19 protein-coding genes and 3 pseudogenes are annotated in these 17,067 nt (G+C 46.3%); 3 read left to right on the forward strand and 19 right to left on the reverse strand.

The annotated features are described in order from the left end of the window. Positions 1–86 precede the first annotated feature (86 nt). Positions 87–800, forward strand: coding sequence for a hypothetical protein (locus ACWWJF_RS09995; RefSeq protein ID WP_455869335.1), 714 nt, complete (start codon positions 87–89; stop codon positions 798–800). Here the strand turns inward: ACWWJF_RS09995 and ACWWJF_RS10000 are convergent. From ACWWJF_RS10000 to ACWWJF_RS10025, 6 genes and pseudogenes are all read right to left on the reverse strand, one after another. Next, a complete protein-coding gene (locus ACWWJF_RS10000; protein WP_455871023.1) occupies positions 717–1,325 on the reverse strand; it encodes a tail fiber assembly protein in 609 nt (202 codons plus the stop codon). The genes ACWWJF_RS09995 and ACWWJF_RS10000 overlap by 84 nt on opposite strands. Before the next feature lie 611 nt (positions 1,326–1,936). Further along, positions 1,937–2,167, reverse strand: a pseudogene (locus ACWWJF_RS10005) (hypothetical protein); the annotation flags it as partial. Continuing rightward, entirely contained in the window at positions 2,154–2,744 is a 591-nt protein-coding gene (locus ACWWJF_RS10010; RefSeq protein ID WP_455869336.1) for a YmfQ family protein, read from the reverse strand. The gene ACWWJF_RS10010 and the pseudogene ACWWJF_RS10005, both read right to left, overlap by 14 nt. 161 nt (positions 2,745–2,905) lie before the next feature. Beyond that, entirely contained in the window at positions 2,906–4,000 is a 1,095-nt protein-coding gene (locus ACWWJF_RS10015) for a baseplate J/gp47 family protein (RefSeq protein WP_455869337.1), read from the reverse strand. Continuing rightward, positions 3,990–4,385, reverse strand: a complete 396-nt coding sequence (locus tag ACWWJF_RS10020; protein ID WP_455869338.1) for a phage GP46 family protein — start codon at positions 4,383–4,385, stop codon at positions 3,990–3,992. Before ACWWJF_RS10020 ends, ACWWJF_RS10015 begins: the two co-directional genes overlap by 11 nt. Position 4,386: 1 nt before the next feature. Beyond that, positions 4,387–4,956, reverse strand: a complete 570-nt coding sequence (locus ACWWJF_RS10025) for a phage baseplate assembly protein V (protein WP_455869339.1) — start codon at positions 4,954–4,956, stop codon at positions 4,387–4,389. A 104-nt stretch (positions 4,957–5,060) separates the two neighbouring features. Here ACWWJF_RS10025 and ACWWJF_RS10030 point away from each other — a divergent pair, with 104 nt between their 5' ends. Continuing rightward, on the forward strand, positions 5,061–5,312 hold the full coding sequence (locus ACWWJF_RS10030; protein ID WP_455871024.1) for a type II toxin-antitoxin system Phd/YefM family antitoxin: 252 nt from the start codon (positions 5,061–5,063) through the stop codon (positions 5,310–5,312). After that, positions 5,309–5,596 carry a type II toxin-antitoxin system RelE family toxin gene (locus ACWWJF_RS10035; protein ID WP_455869340.1) on the forward strand — a complete coding sequence of 96 codons (288 nt, stop codon included), beginning with the start codon at positions 5,309–5,311 and terminating at the stop codon, positions 5,594–5,596. The genes ACWWJF_RS10030 and ACWWJF_RS10035 overlap by 4 nt, the downstream gene beginning before the upstream one ends. A 53-nt stretch (positions 5,597–5,649) precedes the next feature. Here the strand turns inward: ACWWJF_RS10035 and ACWWJF_RS10040 are convergent, their stop codons facing one another. From ACWWJF_RS10040 to ACWWJF_RS10100, 13 genes and pseudogenes are all read right to left on the reverse strand, one after another. Further along, on the reverse strand, positions 5,650–6,708 hold the full coding sequence (locus tag ACWWJF_RS10040) for a phage baseplate assembly protein (RefSeq protein WP_455869341.1): 1,059 nt from the start codon (positions 6,706–6,708) through the stop codon (positions 5,650–5,652). Further along, positions 6,705–8,027, reverse strand: a complete 1,323-nt coding sequence (locus tag ACWWJF_RS10045) for a DNA circularization protein (RefSeq protein WP_455869342.1) — start codon at positions 8,025–8,027, stop codon at positions 6,705–6,707. The genes ACWWJF_RS10040 and ACWWJF_RS10045 overlap by 4 nt, the downstream gene beginning before the upstream one ends. A gap of 1,376 nt (positions 8,028–9,403) precedes the next feature. Then, complete coding sequence (locus ACWWJF_RS10050) at positions 9,404–11,071, reverse strand: phage tail tape measure protein (RefSeq protein WP_455869343.1); 1,668 nt, start codon at positions 11,069–11,071, stop codon at positions 9,404–9,406. Positions 11,072–11,218: 147 nt separating this feature from the next. Further along, on the reverse strand, positions 11,219–11,494 hold the full coding sequence (locus ACWWJF_RS10055) for a phage tail assembly protein (protein WP_455869344.1): 276 nt from the start codon (positions 11,492–11,494) through the stop codon (positions 11,219–11,221). After that, entirely contained in the window at positions 11,491–11,856 is a 366-nt protein-coding gene (locus tag ACWWJF_RS10060; RefSeq protein ID WP_455871025.1) for a phage tail tube protein, read from the reverse strand. The genes ACWWJF_RS10055 and ACWWJF_RS10060 overlap by 4 nt, the downstream gene beginning before the upstream one ends. Next, the gene (locus tag ACWWJF_RS10065; protein ID WP_455869345.1) at positions 11,856–13,355 is read right to left on the reverse strand and encodes a phage tail sheath subtilisin-like domain-containing protein; all 1,500 of its coding nucleotides are present in this window, start codon (positions 13,353–13,355) and stop codon (positions 11,856–11,858) included. Before ACWWJF_RS10065 ends, ACWWJF_RS10060 begins: the two co-directional genes overlap by 1 nt. Before the next feature lie 122 nt (positions 13,356–13,477). Then, positions 13,478–13,810 (reverse strand): DUF2635 domain-containing protein, encoded by a 333-nt coding sequence (locus ACWWJF_RS10070; RefSeq protein WP_455869346.1) that lies wholly within the window; start codon positions 13,808–13,810, stop codon positions 13,478–13,480. Then, a complete protein-coding gene (locus ACWWJF_RS10075) occupies positions 13,807–14,346 on the reverse strand; it encodes a phage tail terminator protein (protein ID WP_455869347.1) in 540 nt (179 codons plus the stop codon). The genes ACWWJF_RS10070 and ACWWJF_RS10075 overlap by 4 nt, the downstream gene beginning before the upstream one ends. Continuing rightward, positions 14,336–14,869, reverse strand: coding sequence for a hypothetical protein (locus ACWWJF_RS10080; RefSeq protein ID WP_455869348.1), 534 nt, complete (start codon positions 14,867–14,869; stop codon positions 14,336–14,338). The genes ACWWJF_RS10075 and ACWWJF_RS10080 overlap by 11 nt, the downstream gene beginning before the upstream one ends. After that, positions 14,856–15,239, reverse strand: coding sequence for a phage head closure protein (locus ACWWJF_RS10085; protein ID WP_455869349.1), 384 nt, complete (start codon positions 15,237–15,239; stop codon positions 14,856–14,858). Before ACWWJF_RS10085 ends, ACWWJF_RS10080 begins: the two co-directional genes overlap by 14 nt. Continuing rightward, positions 15,236–15,553, reverse strand: coding sequence for a head-tail connector protein (locus ACWWJF_RS10090; RefSeq protein ID WP_455869350.1), 318 nt, complete (start codon positions 15,551–15,553; stop codon positions 15,236–15,238). The genes ACWWJF_RS10085 and ACWWJF_RS10090 overlap by 4 nt, the downstream gene beginning before the upstream one ends. Positions 15,554–15,603: 50 nt before the next feature. Beyond that, a pseudogene (locus ACWWJF_RS10095) lies at positions 15,604–16,473 on the reverse strand (phage major capsid protein); the annotation flags it as partial. 180 nt (positions 16,474–16,653) lie between these two features. Beyond that, positions 16,654–17,067 (reverse strand): annotated as a pseudogene (locus ACWWJF_RS10100) (phage major capsid protein); the annotation flags it as partial.

A 17,067-nucleotide genomic window follows, 5' to 3' on the forward strand; every position in this document is an offset into this window, starting at 1 on the left:
TTGGTCGTTTTTTGACCTGAAAATAGCCGCTACTTTTCACTTTATTGCCCTGCTTAACCTTCATTTAAGCCTTGTAATCACTGATTTTGGATGAATTTTTCGCTAAAATAGGATTTATGAAAAACCTTGGTTTGTTGGAAACAGTGGATTGTGCAAAAAACGCACTGGATAAACGAACCGGCGGCACCGTCAATGGCGACATTATTTCACAGGGTGGTGTAATCTCACTGAAGGGGGATGATCGCAAGCATCTGGGTATTCATAATCAGGATGGTAGCGTTCGCATGTGGCTCTACAAAGACAAGGGCGGTGATGGTGTTCGACTGAACAACGGCAGTGACGGTGGTGGTGAGTACGTTTTCCATAAAGACGGTGGTTTTCATGCCCCTTCTTCCGTGTATGCCGGAGCCGCAAGGATAGCCGCTGACGGCAATATCTACGGCAGTCAATGGGGAAATCAGTGGCTGGACGCTTACCTGAAAAAGACCTTCCAGCCCAAAGGGGCCTACAGCAAACCCAATACGGCGAAGCGCGAGGTCAATGGATGGTGGAAATGCGGGGATACAGGGTTAATTATCGAGTGGGCGAGATACGGAAAAGACAAAGGGGCAGGGACATACGATTTCCCGCTGCCCATGAAATTTCCCAGCTCGGGATTGTTCTGTATTGGCTATGTTGGCGCTGCGCTGGGCTGGGACGCGGATGGCCAGTCCCAGTCAGCCCATCTGGTCGATAATGCGACCGTCAGGGTGACCGTGGATAACGGTCTTGAAACTGTGGTTCTGGCGATTGGTTTCTGAAGGAGGATCTGGCCAGTCGATATCCGTGGCTGCGCTGATATCGACACGGTTTAGCAGCACACGGTATTTTTTCCAGACCAGCAGTGCCGCTTTTTCGGCTTCTGAAGCCATATCAAGGTCTACCGCATCCTGCAACGGCGCTATAATTTTTGCTGTATGCCCAAGTAGATAGTCTCGTTTATGGGTCGCTTGCTCTCTGAGTTCATCTACCGTGTAGATGCGTGGAACAACCTCACCATCGATAAAACACCATTTTCGGTTAGGGGCGGCCTCCTGAGGCCATGCTAATACTTCTGCTATGCTGCATCCTTCGGGACAGAAGCCACTGATATCGTAGCCCATTGAGCGTATTACACCGTCGGTTTCATACTCAACTTTCATCGTATCGGACTGAAATAACTTTTGGCACTCATACCAGTCTTGACCATCTTCCGAGATAAGGAAAATTGCACCAACAGCGTGTTCTAGCCATTTTTTATCAATAGAATCAGGGTGATATCGTTTAAAGTTTTTAATGTTTTTCATCACATAAACCACACATTTATCCAGTTACCATTAACGTTTTTCTGTAAGATCCGGCGCTGAACATAATCCACATAGGCATCAACGTTTCCGTTATACACGCCGGTAATCACATAGGAGGGTTCATCGCGAATGCCCGGTCCTTTCCATACCTGAACCTCCTGCATATGGCCCAATCGAATATCTTTTACGAACGTGCTATTGACATAATCCCAGGTAGCGCGACCATTGACTCTGTTATCCACCCAGCCGCTGAGATGCCCACCCCAGAATGGCCCATGAATGTCGCCATTCTCTTGATAAGTGGCTGTTCTTCCGCCCCATGAAATGGTTAAATTTTGCCCTAATGTGACACCGCCGTTGACAGTTCCGCCGGTTCGTTTATCCAGTGCGTTTTTTGCACAATCCACTGTTTCCAACAAACCAAGGTTTTTCAGAAAAAGATTCTTGTCGGGGATGTCTGCGCCATTTTGATTTTTTGCTAATTTTTGATTTAATAAATTAGTCAATGTTGCCGAAAATTTTGGGTCATTGCCAAGGGCTTTAGCAAGCTTGTTTAGCGTATTCAAATCTATTGGCGAGCCATCAATCAGCGCGTTTTTTGCTTTATTCGCTTCTGCCTCAGACAATTTTTTCACCGCCTGATAAAGCTGGTCATGCTGACTTTTATCCAGTCGGATACCTGAACGCTCAACCACAGTACAAACTTCTTCCTGTAGCGCATCATAAAGATCACTATTCAATTTTGTTGACGGTGTGCCGGTAGTGGGATCGCCGTTGGTAAAACCGTTTTTCCCTTGACCGAATTTATCTTTTTGTGCGGTAGGGGTATCAATGCGATGCACCATTTTCTCCTTTTATGTAGGCAAAAAGTACTTGGGTATGTGAAGGACACTGGCGTTCAATAACACATTCCACGGCGCTATCTCCCCACGTCCTAATCGATTCATTGCAAGAACTAGTACAGTTAATCCAGCGTACATTCGCTTCAGCAGGAATATTTATCCGCCAGTAATAGCGCCACTTATCGCCCCAAGCCGGATCTGGCGTACTATCAAGATGTTGAAATTGTTCTATTGTTGCAGTCGGATAGCCCAATATTTCCAACTGCTTTTTGAAAAAAGCCGCATCAATGCCACCGACTGTATTCACCTTGGCATCAAGCACTTGCTGTCTTTCTTCTAGCGTTTGCCTTCTATCGGCAAGGCATTTATCCGGTAAGCCGCATAATTTTTCGTAGCGGTTAATTAATTCAACCGATTGGGCTGGGTTAATTTCAATCATCAGGCTATCTGCGTGTTGATGCGCCTGTGCCAGTGAAGGAGCCAGCCCTTTAATGAGCGGATCTTCTTCATCCCATGCAGGGCCAGGGGGTAATAATGTTCGCAACAATTGCGTATATTCTTCGTCTAGTTGACGCATTACGCTCATTCCTTATATTTTGGCCACGTTACCTCATATCGTTATACACATCTTTTGGCCATTTTTTGAACAGGATGCTCAGAACCCCGTGAATTAAGGCATTCAAGCCATCCCATTGGCTTTTTGAGGTTCAAAATGCCACTCTGAGATAAACCCGTAACTCATTGATTAAACAGTGCGTTAGAAAGATGTGTATAACGATATGACGTTACCTGGCCCAATACCGGCACTTCCGTATTGGCCAATTCAATATCTGCCGTTGGTGCAATCAGGCGATGAGCGACTTCACCTGCTGCAAGACTGATGGCTTCCGCGAGTCTTGAAAGAAAAAGCTTGCTGCTGGGTTCACCTTCTCGCTGCAAGAAAGCTTTGATTTCAGCAATCACTGCCGCCCGAATTTCTGGTGTATCGGTTGATAATGCTATCGAAACTGGAACAGTTTTTACCGTGACCGGAAAGACCGTTAAGCCACTACCCGCAACAGGGGCAATGGGTAATATATGCTCTTTGACTTTGGTTAATATTTCCTGTGTGGGGGCAGGATGGTCTACATCATCACTCGCCACCATGACCCCAACCGTGCCGATACCGTTCTTATGGCGATGTGTCCATGCGCGGCTGATGCCTAAAACTTCTTTCGCCCAGCGAACATAATCACTATCCGCACCGCCTTGTGGCGTATCGTACCAGCGCGCCATGATACGTTGTCGCCAACTATCCAGGTCTTCGATGTCGGTGCCTGTCCTGATGTTATCGGCATAGCCGGTAGACGACAGTCCCGTTATCGGGGTTGCCAGACGTAGTGCTATACCGTCTTCGCAATTGCCCGCCTGACCGCTGCTTTTTGCAACGACGGGTACGCGAAGTACACCATTGGCTGATGTTGTCGGGGTAGTTGTGGTGTAGATTTTTTCATCATCACGGTGTATTTCAGTGTCAGAAGTTATTGATATGCCATTTTGTACACCTTCCCAGCGAACAAAGCCGCTCGCTTTGGTCGCCCCTTTGCGCGGACAACGCTTGATGTTCCCGTGTCGGGTCAACCAGTCTTCATCGGCCAAATCCGGCAAGATATTACGCGCCAGGTAATCGATATAGCCGTACAGGGTGTGAATGGCAGCGGCTTGTACTCTCGCGTACACTTCAGCATCAAGACGGCGCAACACGCTATCTTCATTAAATCGCGTGAGCAAATCACCGCGAATAGTGTCTATCAGTTGGGGCAGTGTCGGGCGCGAAAAACCGCTAGTTTGCATGGATCACGCTCCACAAATTGTTGAGGGTCATTGTTTTTATGTGATGGTCAGGTAAGGTCAGGGTGACGGTTGCCGTTAATCTATCGATGCCTGAACGCACGACCTCAATATCAACCCGAAGCGCGATACCGTCCTCGGTCATCCACTTGAGTGCCTGAGCGATATATTCCTTCGCTTTTTGCGCCGTTTGATGGGTTAAGGTTGTGCGTTTCAGCAGATGCAATCGAGAGCCAATCCGGTCATTTTGTACCGTCGGCCAGGTATCACCCCACCACCCAAATGGTGTATCGGTATCATCATCCGGTTCAGCGCGGCGCCAGGTGAACAGCGAGATAATCACTGCACGGCTTAATCGGTCATCATATTGAATAGGGATGCCTGTCATATTATTTCATGCCTTGAGTGGGTGTGCCGGTCATGCCGCCGCTATCGCCTGAATGAGCATGGCTGTTGTACTGTTTCCTCATTGTGCTTAATGAACCGACTTTATCCTGCACCTCCGCAGCAGACGTAATCGACTTCTCCGCCTTGATTGCACCGGGTGTTTCAATTAATGCGGTATTCAGTACCACCTTGTTTTTAGCATTCAGGATGAACGTTTCTGTTGTCGCTTCGATTAACCGGCCACGTTTAAGCACGATGCTATCGCCTTCGTCGGTATAGATAGCCACTTCACCGCTTTTGAGACCCTTGAGCCGATAGCGTCGGTCTGCAACGTTAATGACAATGCCGTGTGACCGATCGCCAGCGAGAAATAGCGCTACACCTTCTGCACCGGAATGAGCCGTTGAAGTAAAGCCGTAAGGTTCGAGATATTCCACCCCGTGCTTTACCTCGCCAGCCAATAAGCCAGCATCGACGGTCTGACACGCTTTTGTACTGTCGAGTCTTTGCACCAATACCCGCGACCACAGGCGCGACAAGCCGCGCTGTAGCATGGCTAGGGCGTTTTTCATTGAAAATCCTTATGTGATGTTGAAACTATTTTTGTATATGAGACTTGTTAATGGGTTTTATTACTGCTAAATTAAGACCTGTTAATAAGTCTTTTGAGGTAAATATGACCAACATTATATTGAGCGACGTGAGCGCAAGTGTTAGTGAATTGAAGAAAAATCCCATGGCTACCGTAAATGCTGGGGCTGGTTATCCAGTTGCTATTCTTAACAGAAATCAACCGGCATTTTACTGTATTCCCGCTGAACTATATGAACGCATGCTAGAGGCACTAGATGATCAGGAACTTATAAAATTGGTAAAAGAACGAGAAAACCAAGATTTTATAGATGTCGACTTGGATAAATATCTATGAGATACAAAGTAAGATTCAAACATGATGCATTTAAAGAGTGGGAGCGACTGGATAAAATCATCCAGCAACAATTTGCTAAAAAACTAAAAAAATGTTGTGAAAATCCTCACATTCCATCGGCAAAACTTTGTGGGCTACCCGATTGTTATAAAATAAAACTCCGCGCATCTGGCTTTCGTCTTGTATATCAAGTAATAAATGACAAGCTAATTATTTCTGTTATCGCTGTTGGAAAGAGGGAACGTAACAATGTATATAAATTATCAAGTGAAAGATTGAGATGATTTATCATTGTGCAAACATTACGTTAAATAAGCGGTAAATAAAAAAATTTTCATCAATCCTCTTCTTCATTCGCCGCTTTCAATGCCTCAAGAGCTGGAATATAGGCGGCTTCTGGCCCGACTCGCAGTTCACATAACGTACCGCCTTCATCCTGGATATATACCACCTCGCTAATGACCAGTTCACGGTTGTTAAAACCCAATACAGGATCAAACACAATCACCCGCTGATTAGGCTTCCACAGGCTGCCATCACCTTGCCGCCAACCTTGCACCGTATAGGTAGTTTCCTCGGTTCTGGCTGCCCGCTGCCTGGCTTCAAATTCACTCCGTTCCCGACAACTGACTCCGGTTGCATTACCGGATTGCTGGATATGTTGAGGACGATATCGCGTTATCTGGCTATCTTTGGCCTTGGCACGAATGGCCGTTAATGTCGCTTCCCCGAAATCATCATCATCACCCGATCGTTGACCCGCAACCTGATATTCTGAAAAACGTTCACGGATACTCTGCTCGGTATCACAGGTGAGAATATTTTCTCCCCAAACTAACGCAGTGATCGCACGATCATTGCCGACCGTGCCAATCAATAGATTGCCTTCCTCATCGTCCCAGGCGAGCGCCTGTTGGCTTCCCAGCGCTTTGTTGAGTACCTCGTGTACGGTTTCCCCATAATCCGCCTGAAAAGCCTGTAGCGGCGTTTTTGGGGCTTTCTGGTTAATCACCTTAATGCCAAAGGGTTTTGCCAGTGTTGAGGCTATCTGATGCAAGGTTTTGCCCGTAAAAAGCGTGGTCTTGGCAGCACAATCGATTAAATCCGCTGTCTTGCTGCGACCACTGATACCAACATGGATACTTTTTGCGTCATAGCGTATTGGGGTCGCTTCAATCCAACCGGTTAACACTTTATTCTGACCGATCAGGACTTCGACCAACTCACCTTTTTTAATCCTGGGCTGTAGTGGTACGCTTCCTGATTCGCCTGGCCACTGGCGGGTGATTTCAACATTAAAATCGCGTGATAGCCGTTCTATCCCGGCTGAAATCTGAACCCGCGTCCACCCGCCCCATTCGCGCCCGTTGACGCGCAACATCACATGATCGCTCATCTTGCAGGAACCCTTAATGGTTGTACCGGCACAAAACCAGGATGATTAACGATATTTCGGCTGGTGATATCGGTTTCCCGTGCCGCATTGTCATACCAATTGGCCGCCAGGACCAGGGCGGGTAGCACCGTTTCGGGTGTGCGAGCAACCGTTTTTTCAACTTGTGCCAGTCGTGTTGCAATATCCCTGTTGGCATCGGTTTTCACCTGTTGCAAGGCAAGGAACAGCGCATCGTCAAGCGTTAATGCCTGTTCGTGCTCGATAGCCTGATTAAGAGTTTCTCGCACCGTGACCAACGCATCCCACGTTACCGCCGCCAGTCCTTCAAGATGGCTGCCTGCCGCATGAGAAACCGCGTGTAAGGCGGGATGGGAAATATTGACGTGTATCTGGCGTTTCTCACGTTGATTAACCGGTAACATGGCGGTACGGGGTGGGGGGAGTTGTGTTAATCGCCACGTCGCCTCATGGATGGCCGTGGTACGCAACAAAGCGGCAATACGATTACTGCGCCTACGTTCAGACTGAATACTTGGCCTGTCGCTTTTCCAGACGCCGCGTGGCGCTAAATCATGCCCCAGCGTCACACCGGATAGCGTCTTGATCTGCTGTGCCAGTGTTACGGCATTCTGAATAGTACGCCTGCCAGATCGCCACATTCGCTGTATGGCTTCCACAAACCCTTTACCCGATGAGCCAGATTTAAGCAGCACAGAAATATCACCGTGTAGTAGTCTTGATGCTGCGGTGATGCCGCTATCGATAGTGTCAAAAGCGTTGGTAACATGGTTTATCATGGATCTAGCCTGATTTAACACCCCATTTTGACTAAAATCAGACAATCCTTTTAACCCTAAATCAGCAAAAACCACCTCAATCCGATCATTGAGCGCGGAACTGGAAGAAATCAGGGTGTGACTGGTGGCGATACCCGCAGTCGGGAAAGATAATTCACCGGCTTCGACCACGCTAAAACTGACGCGGCACAGGCGGCCTTCGCGCCCGCTATGGCTCACTCTCACTTCACCATCGATACAGACCGCGATTTCACCGTAATAGGGATGCACCAACGTTCCAGGCCCCGGCGTATCAATAGCCACTATCAGCCGATCTCTGGCCTCGAAAAAATCATCACCGACCAGATAAGCGCCAATGTTAAAACGCCGTGTTGCACGCCCTAAATCTTCTGTATACGGCTTGTCACGATTGGGATATTCATGCACCTGTACGCGCCGACCAAACGTCCCCTCGTCGTCTTCTACCTGAAAGGGTACGCCGCGAAAGGATGCTGGGCGTAGGTTAGCTTTCCAACTGGTCATCAAAACTCCTGAAAAAGAAAAAACCGCCGAAGCGGTTAGGATCTGGCAAAGCGGTTATAGCCTACATTATAATCAAAATGGCTTTGTTGAATAATAGGGAATCGTGCTGTTTTACTATGCCCATTTTGGTAGAAAATGCTTATCACCTCAGGCATTCCGTTTTCTCATGATGCTTAACTGCATGATTTTACGTTGCTGGAAACAATCGTTTTACTGGGCTGGTAGCATAAAATCTGTTTATTCAACAAAGCCAATCAAAATATGAAGGTTGCCTGCCTTCTGTTTTTACCTGAACCCCTGTTGGCATATTACGAAAATCCACAGTTAGTTGCAGATTGCCTTGCTGATCTCGACGTAGGGGTGAGTCCAAGAGGCCGATACGATTTAATTCTTGAGAATGAACAGGAGGATTTTGGCCAATAGAAGGTAATACTCATATCGTTATACACATCGTTCTAACGCACTGTTTAATCAATGAGTTACGGGTTTATCTCAGAGTGGCATTTTGAACCTCAAAAAGCCAATGGGATGGCTTGAATGCCTTAATTCACGGGGTTCTGAGCATCCTGTTCAAAAAATGGCCAAAAGATGTGTATAACGATATGGGTAATACTAGGCTACCCATTTTTTCCCTAAGCGAATTAAATTCACTTTTTGCCCAATCTACGCCAGGAGCTGTCCACGATTGAATTTTATCAATACCGGTTAAGAGCATATCGTTATACACATCTTTCTAACGCACTGTTTAATCAATGAGTTACGGGTTTATCTCAGAGTGGCATTTTGAACCTCAAAAAGCCAATGGGATGGCTTGAATGCCTTAATTCACGGGGTTCTGAGCATCCTGTTCAAAAAATGGCCAAAAGATGTGTATAACGATATGGGTAATACTAGGCTACCCATTTTTTCCCTAAGCGAATTAAATTCACTTTTTGCCCAATCTACGCCAGGAGCTGTCCACGATTGAATTTTATCAATACCGGTTAAGAGCATATCGTTATACACATCTTTCTAACGCACTGTTTAATCAATGAGTTACGGGTTTATCTCAGAGTGGCATTTTGAACCTCAAAAAGCCAATGGGATGGCTTGAATGCCTTAATTCACGGGGTTCTGAGCATCCTGTTCAAAAAATGGCCAAAAGATGTGTATAACGATATGGGTAATACTAGGCTACCCATTTTTTCCCTAAGCGAATTAAATTCACTTTTTGCCCAATCTACGCCAGGAGCTGTCCACGATTGAATTTTATCAATACCGGTTAAGAGCATATCGTTATACACATCTTTCTAACGCACTGTTTAATCAATGAGTTACGGGTTTATCTCAGAGTGGCATTTTGAACCTCAAAAAGCCAATGGGATGGCTTGAATGCCTTAATTCACGGGGTTCTGAGCATCCTGTTCAAAAAATGGCCAAAAGATGTGTATAACGATATGGGTTAAGAGTGGCTCAAAATACGGTTTTATCTTTTCCCACCAAGATTGGAAATAAGTAATAAGCGGATCGCATTTTTCCTTTATCCAGTCTAGCGGATGAAAATCCGACCACAGATTTTTTATGTATTTAAACCCATTGGAGAAAGAAACTTTAATTTTTTTCCATAGCGCTACAGCACCTGTGGCTAGCGCATTCCATGGGATAATAATATAGGCGAGCTGTTCAAGCATTGCTTGCTTGATTCTTGTTGATATTGTCTTTATCAAGACAGGTATCTCTTTCCAATTCGCCACAAGAGCGCCGATAGCGATAGCAATGACGGTTAATGCCCGACCGAGCGGCGTTGCTGTAAACAGATTTGCTGCTAAAGTCAGACCCCAAACCCCTAATTTAAGGGTCACTAAAGCCGCAGTTATTGCAACAATACTACGAACAACATTTGGATGTGCTTTGACAAAAGCATTAAATTTTTCAGTGAGTGTACTTAAGTTTTTAATCGTTTCCTTGCTATCGTCTTCAAAGACGCCACCTATCGAAGCAAGTCCATTTTTTGCTGTTCCGGTCATCGCGTCCCAGAGATTGGTCAGTGTGCCTAATTGTGCTTCAACCCGCTCATTTAAGTCAGCTTGCTCTTGCATTTTGCGCACGACTTCTGCATATCCGGCTCTGCCTTTTTCTAAAAGTTTATTCACCACTGTCAAGGTTTCGTTGTCATCACCAAACAACGCTTTGATCGCTTCTCTTTGCTGAGTTTCCTCCTTCAATTTATTCAACTTATCCAATTGAGCAAAGAAATTCTCCAGACCTCCAAACGAACCTTTTTTATCTGTAAAATCAAGTTTTATTTTATGTTTCCGTAAAAGGTTTTTATTAACGCTACGAACCTTCTTGACATCAAGACCCGCTTGCAGCACCTTCCGAACGGCGTTGCCTGCTGCTTCTCCTTCCATCCCTGCATTCCCCAACAATACGCCAATTGGGGCGAGAGCTTGTGCAGCCTTTAATCCATCCTTGTTAATCATTTTGAGGACAGAACTGGATTTGACAAAAAATTGCAGCATATTGTTATCATTCATGCCAAGATAGGCCATTCGCTGCATGGTATCAAAAATCGTCAGCATATCTTTTGCTGCGGTTCCGGTTGCATCCTGCATTTTCGCTGCAAACTCAGCGGCTTCTTCTGGTGGTTTCTTCAACTGCACCGCAAGATAGGCCGATGCCTTGCCGACACCTTGCAAGATATTTTCTGCTGGGATCCCCTGTTTAACTAACACGGCCATCATTTTTTGAAAATCAGCCGTGGTTCCGGGTAACTTATTTCCCAACTGCAAAGCGAGTTCATTAATCTTTTCAAATTGAGGCGATACTTTTCCTCCCACCTTCATCATCGCCACTCTTAAATCTGTCGCCGCTTCTTCCTGCTTGGCAAAAGCAACGAGCGCCCCCGTTGCCCCTGCGGTTAAACCTGCGGCCGAGCCTAACGAACCTCTTCCTGTTATGGCGTTGTCCTTGCGAAATTTTTTGAGTTTCTTTTGCAGTTCAGTCAGTTTTGGAGAAAGGCGGTCTTTTGCCGTAATGAGCGCCTTAAGTTCAAAGCCCGCCATCTTTTTACCTCGCTTGTTCTATTCTATTGGCTTGCGCTATTAGAAAAACCAATTCACTAATCGGCTCTTCAATAAACTGAAGTGGATTAATTGTCCAGTATTTTGCACAATCATAATAAGCATTTATCAGATGTTCTTCTGTTACGTTTAGGCGAAAAAACCGATAACTAATGCCCCTGCTAAACTCATGTCGGAGGGTGACATTTCGTCTACTGAACTCATCGGAATATTAGCTAAACGACTAATATATTTAGCTGTAACCGAAGCGCTTAATTTTATCGATTCATCATTGCCGACTTGATAAGGATAACCCAATTCTCTGACATCTTTTCCGGTGGGTTCACGAAACTCAAGCACGGTTAATGTTTCGTTATGTGCCGTGATAGCTTTTGAAAGCGTTAAGGTATTATTTTTCTCACTCATTGATAAAATCCTTCATCTCCGTGAAATTCCATCTCGACAGTGCCTTCGTCAGCATTATGTGAAGATTCGCCGGATAGCCACGCGCCTGACAACACATAGACCATACCGTTAGCTAATTCAGCGGTAATGGTCATTTCATCTGCTGTAGTGAGTTTTTCTATCGGAAAACTTCGATCAACTTTAAATTCTGCCTTGAGATAAGGCGCTCGATGGGTTTCTTTGTAATGCACACTGCCATCAAGTCCGACCATGTCCTCCCTGATAACCGTATTCATCGGCACTTCCACATTGCCATTCAGTGAGAGTTGTTGACCATCTACCTTAAAATAGCAGGTGCCGCCTATTTTTCTTTTGCCTGTCATCACACCACCTCACCCTGGTTATATTGCAGCCTGAATTGATTCGCCAGCGCAAATACCCGCAGTTGGTTGATATAATCCGCCGGAAAGACCACATCAATCCGATTAGGATCATTGGCGTTGCGCTCAACGATAAGATGTTGCCGAAAAGCGTCAAAATTTTCGACAATCCCTTCATTTTCCAACTGGCGATAAACCGCACAGAGTTCGCCTTTGATTACGGCTGGCGTAGCGATCGCTTGCCCTGCGCCGAATCGGGTACCATCATCAGCCAGTTTTTGCCGCCCGTACTTGCTGGTGATCACCGACTTCAATCGCCGCAAAATATAAGCGCTGGTATAGAGTGTTTCACTGTCCAGATAGCTGTTATCGGCCACGCCGTAACTGTTTTTCTGGTAGGTCGTCACATCGCGCTGAATGCGTAATACGCCGCCTTCGACATTGGCGGTGGCGATACCGTGTGAAAGCAGGGATTGCTGCTCCGTCAAGGTGAAGCGTTTGCCCGACGGTGCGGGTAACACCCCGTTTAACTCGCCCGTGTGGGTCGGTCTGGCTGGGTCATTACGCAAAAATATCGCGCACCGTGCCAGTCGTGCCGCAACCAATTCATCAAGCGCAGTTTGGGTCGCTTTCTCATAGCCTGCAATGGTGAGATGCGGATCATTAAGCGTGTCGCCAAAAGCGACCAGTTCACCGACCGTCCCTTTTTTTGCGGTATAAACATGACCGTATAACTGCTGATAGGGACTCCAGCGCCCGTTCTTGTCGTTCATCGCCGCGCCCATCTTTTGCAAAGAGGCAGCATCAGAGAAAGGCAGCCCAATAAAATCAAATAATAAGTCACCCATTGCGCTGATAACGCTATCCATATCGGGTGAGCCAGCGCCGCCACTCATGGCAGTAATGGTAATATTGAGACCGTGAGGCGTATTCTCACCGCCTGTCGGCGAATAATAGTTCATCAACAAGGGAATATCGTTGCCGGTTAACCCTTTATGTTTTGCCGTCAAGCTGATTTTGTCAGCACCTATCGTCGCGGCGACGGGTAAGTCCTCGTTATCGTTAATGGCCTTGCCAAGCGCGGCGGCAACTGTATTCGCTGTATCCGATTTCTTGACGGCGGCTAAAATACGTTGATTGCCAATATAGAGCGTGACGACACCCGAATCGGTTGCAGTGCCACTTATCGCAATCTCACCTTTTGCTGCGGTGCCCGTCGTTTCAGGGACTGCAATCACAAACAGTTCACCGACTGCATCAATCCGGCGGTACGCTTGCACCATACGATGCAACTGACTGCCACGACCGGCTAATTGTTGCATCATTTCTGCCGAGGGCATGATCATCGGTGAGTTAAAGATCATTTCTGCATTCGGTAATGCATGACCAATCAACAGCGCAGGCCCACTGGCTTGCATCGTATTGGCAGCGCTGTTATCCATTTCGGGATAGAAGCCAGGCACACGAAGATTAGCATTCACGGTATTAAAGCTAATGGTCATTCCTGAGCCCATATCGTTATACACATCTTTCTAACGCACTGTTTAATCAATGAGTTACGGGTTTATCTCAGAGTGGCATTTTGAACCTCAAAAAGCCAATGGGATGGCTTGAATGCCTTAATTCACGGGGTTCTGAGCATCCTGTTCAAAAAATGGCCAAAAGATGTGTATAACGATATGTCCTGAGCCTCCTCTTTAGCTTTTTTTAGCTTATTTTTTGTGGTATCAGTCGCCTCTTGTTCGACAGGTGGCGTGGAATTTTCTGATTCAGTCACTTCTTCAACATCACCGTCCTGTTCTCGCCTGATCCAAAAAAGCGTTTTTTCAACACGTAATCCTTCTTCTGGCAAATATTCACCAAAATACTCGTTGGTATCCCGCATATATTGCGGAATAGGCACTTTTCGCCCGTGCTTAGGCTTAATAAAAATAATTTCTGGTCTTGTGCCTGTCATTTCAGGTTTATCTCCAAAGGCGATTGTGCGTTGCTTGACGCTGCGTTAACGTCAATCGCAACGGTCTGTAAATCAGGTAAATTATTCAGGTCAGCATAGTGGCGGGTATCTTCGGCGTTGATGTCTGTTTCGGTAGTAAATTTAAACAGGTAGTGATATTCAGCCCGGTTTGAATCCGCTTCCTCTGCACCGGCATAATTAATCGGACCACAACACGGCTCTGGCTGCCAACCGAGTAATGCCCGCCAGATTTCAGACCTAACTTCATTTAATGTGTCGACAGAGGGATAGTGTCCCTTTTGATTACGTGCATTATTTAAAATCACCACGACATAAAAACTCTCGGTTAATGATTGCCAATAATCCGTTTGTGACCGTTGTTCACCGACAACATCTTCTCCCGGAATAACGTAAGCCGCCGGTAAAGCCAGTTTGCCGCAATCGGGTAAATCCTCATATTGAGAGACACTGCCCACTCTGTTTTCAAAACGGGGGCACAAGGTTCGTAATGCCGCAATAATGGGACTAAGTTTCATGATCCTTTCCTTTTCTTCGCTCTGCCCGCAGTGATTGACGCAGTGCTCTTTTGAGGGTGTAGGACGTCCAACTTTTCAGCCGCGTTAACGTGGTGACCATATAATTTTGACGTTTTTCAATGCGCCAACCCCCGCGTTGGTGGTGACGTTTTTGGCGTTTGTGCTGTTTAGACATGCCGCGAGAAGCGCTACGTACCCCGTAATGCAGAAAAACAGGATAAAAATCGCCTTCAATCGGTTTACTGCCGACACCGCGTTTCTGATTGGGGGCGATCTTAACCATTAAACCAGGTCGCCGTGAGGAAGCGCGAGGGACGTAATAACCGATAGATCGGGCTAATCGTCCGGTTTGCCACCGTGGGGTTTCACCGGGTCGTGAACGGCCACCCCGCTTCATCAGTTGACGACGTGCTGCTTTCAGATGCATTTGACCGACTTTCACAAAAGCACGACGGATCCTTGCGCGATTAAAGACAAATTCTTTAGGTTGATGAAAATCAATATGGAGATTATCCAAAATCATTGCCTCTTTCTGGTTGACTACTCATTTCTTCACAGGAAAAAGACAGAAAACGACCCGCACTGTGGATATCAGCAACGCCCCGTATGAGGTAGACGACACCGTTAATCAGTGCTTGATCACTTGAGTAAAGCGATTGTCTGTATCTCACAATGATTTTATGCGTGATGGTTTTGTTGATTTGAAAAGAGTGGATGCGAAGTGTGTCACTCACGGGGATCAATTTTCCCCAAACCGTACACGCGCCTTGATTCGCTGCCTGTACCCCACTATCACCTATAGGTTCATCCTGTTGCGTATAAAACAAAACACGCTTATTTAACTCACCGGGATCGGGAAAACGGGAATAGGGTTTATGATATCCATATTTCATAGTCCGCTCAGCCTATAATCATCCACCAGGAACTTAAAAACAGAAAAATGAGACAACTGCTCAAGATCGGCTACTGCACCACGATGCTCATGTAAACTTGTCACTAATAGCAACATGCCTTGAATAATCGCCGCATTAATGACGAGACCGTCAGGATCGTTTTTTGGAACAGATTTTAAGTATAAATTACGGTTAAGATGTGAAATGGTTTTTTGCTCTGCTGTGGCTATATAGTTTTCAAGCAATACATCGTCACTGTTATCATCTAACTCAATCTTGCAGTGTCGCTTGACCAGTTCTTTGTTAATAAACATGTTGGTTTATTTCCAGTAAAAAAATGGCCTACATGGGTAGGCCATCGTGTTTAATGTTGATTACTAGCCACCACTACCTGATTGACCGCCTTTCCCAGCCCCCCTGCATTTGACGGAGCGGCAGGCGACACCGCTATTTTGGTTAAATCCCCTTTGATAAAGGCTTCGGGGCGGTAAACCGCGAGTGCCAAACGCTCTTCACAACGAATCGAGATCATGTTCTTCTCAAAATCATCGGTATTTTCGGTGCTAATCACCACGTTGGCTTCTTCACGGTCAAACAATTGAGCACCTAAACTAAACGAACCCACCAGGAATTTATCTTTAAACTCAGCGGCTTCTGTGACAACAACGGGTAAGCCCCACAACGTCGGTGTCGTCAGGGCTGCCGGATTGGAGAGGAGATAACGCCCCAGCGTATCCTTGATAAGTTCAATCTGTGCCCAGTTAGTAAAGTGCAACACATGGCCTGTCGCAGGGATCCGTGCCAGTTGCGCTTGTAGCATGGCAAGCCGCAGATCATCAATCGCGGTTCGATGCGCCGGTGTTAATTCTGCTTTGAATGCAGTGGCCTGAGTGAAGATCCCGTTCAAGTTTGAACCCGTACCGTCACCGAACAGGATTTGCTGCTCTTCCACGTATTTCAGGCCATAACGTAGCTCCATATCGATAAGGGAGGCCAGTTGCGAAAAATCATCTAAAATTTGCTTGGAGGCCTTAAACATATGGGCAATCGTGCGAACCGGGACTGTTGCCTCTTCAAATTCAATCGTGCTATAGGGCTTAGCGGTATTTTCCGCGACGGTCTTGGCATTATTGGTAAATCCTTTCTGCTTCACGTAATAAATCGTGTTACTTTGCGTCTTTCCACTGGCAATCAAATCACGAATAAACAACCGTTGCTTCGGCTTGGTCAAGATCATATCGTTATACACATCTTTTGGCCATTTTTTGAACAGGATGCTCAGAACCCCGTGAATTAAGGCATTCAAGCCATCCCATTGGCTTTTTGAGGTTCAAAATGCCACTCTGAGATAAACCCGTAACTCATTGATTAAACAGTGCGTTAGAAAGATGTGTATAACGATATGGGTCAAGATATCTGATTGACGGTCGGGGGCGACAATCGTTCCGGTGACATCCGATGAAATAAGTGCGGCTTTAATTGGGGCTATTACCCGTTTATTGGATTCCATGCCCGAGCCTAAAGCCTGCACGACCTCCATGCCAACCACCTGTTGACCGATAGAACTCACCACGTTCAACGCATTGGCGAGCGGCATTTGGGCAATATGTTGTTCAACTTCGCCTACTTGGGCTTTCAGGGTTTTTTCTGCTTCGCGTAAGGCGTTCAGTTCAACCGCCATTTTATCCACGGCGGCTTTAGTTTCTGCGGAAAGCTCACCCGATTTTTGTGCTTCCTTCAGGGCTTTCTCTGCCTGAGCGCTATATTTGCTGCTGGCTTCTTCAATAGAAGCGGTGACTTTCTTAAACATTTCATTAATATCAGACAT

The organism is Symbiopectobacterium sp. Eva_TO, from assembly GCF_053848865.1.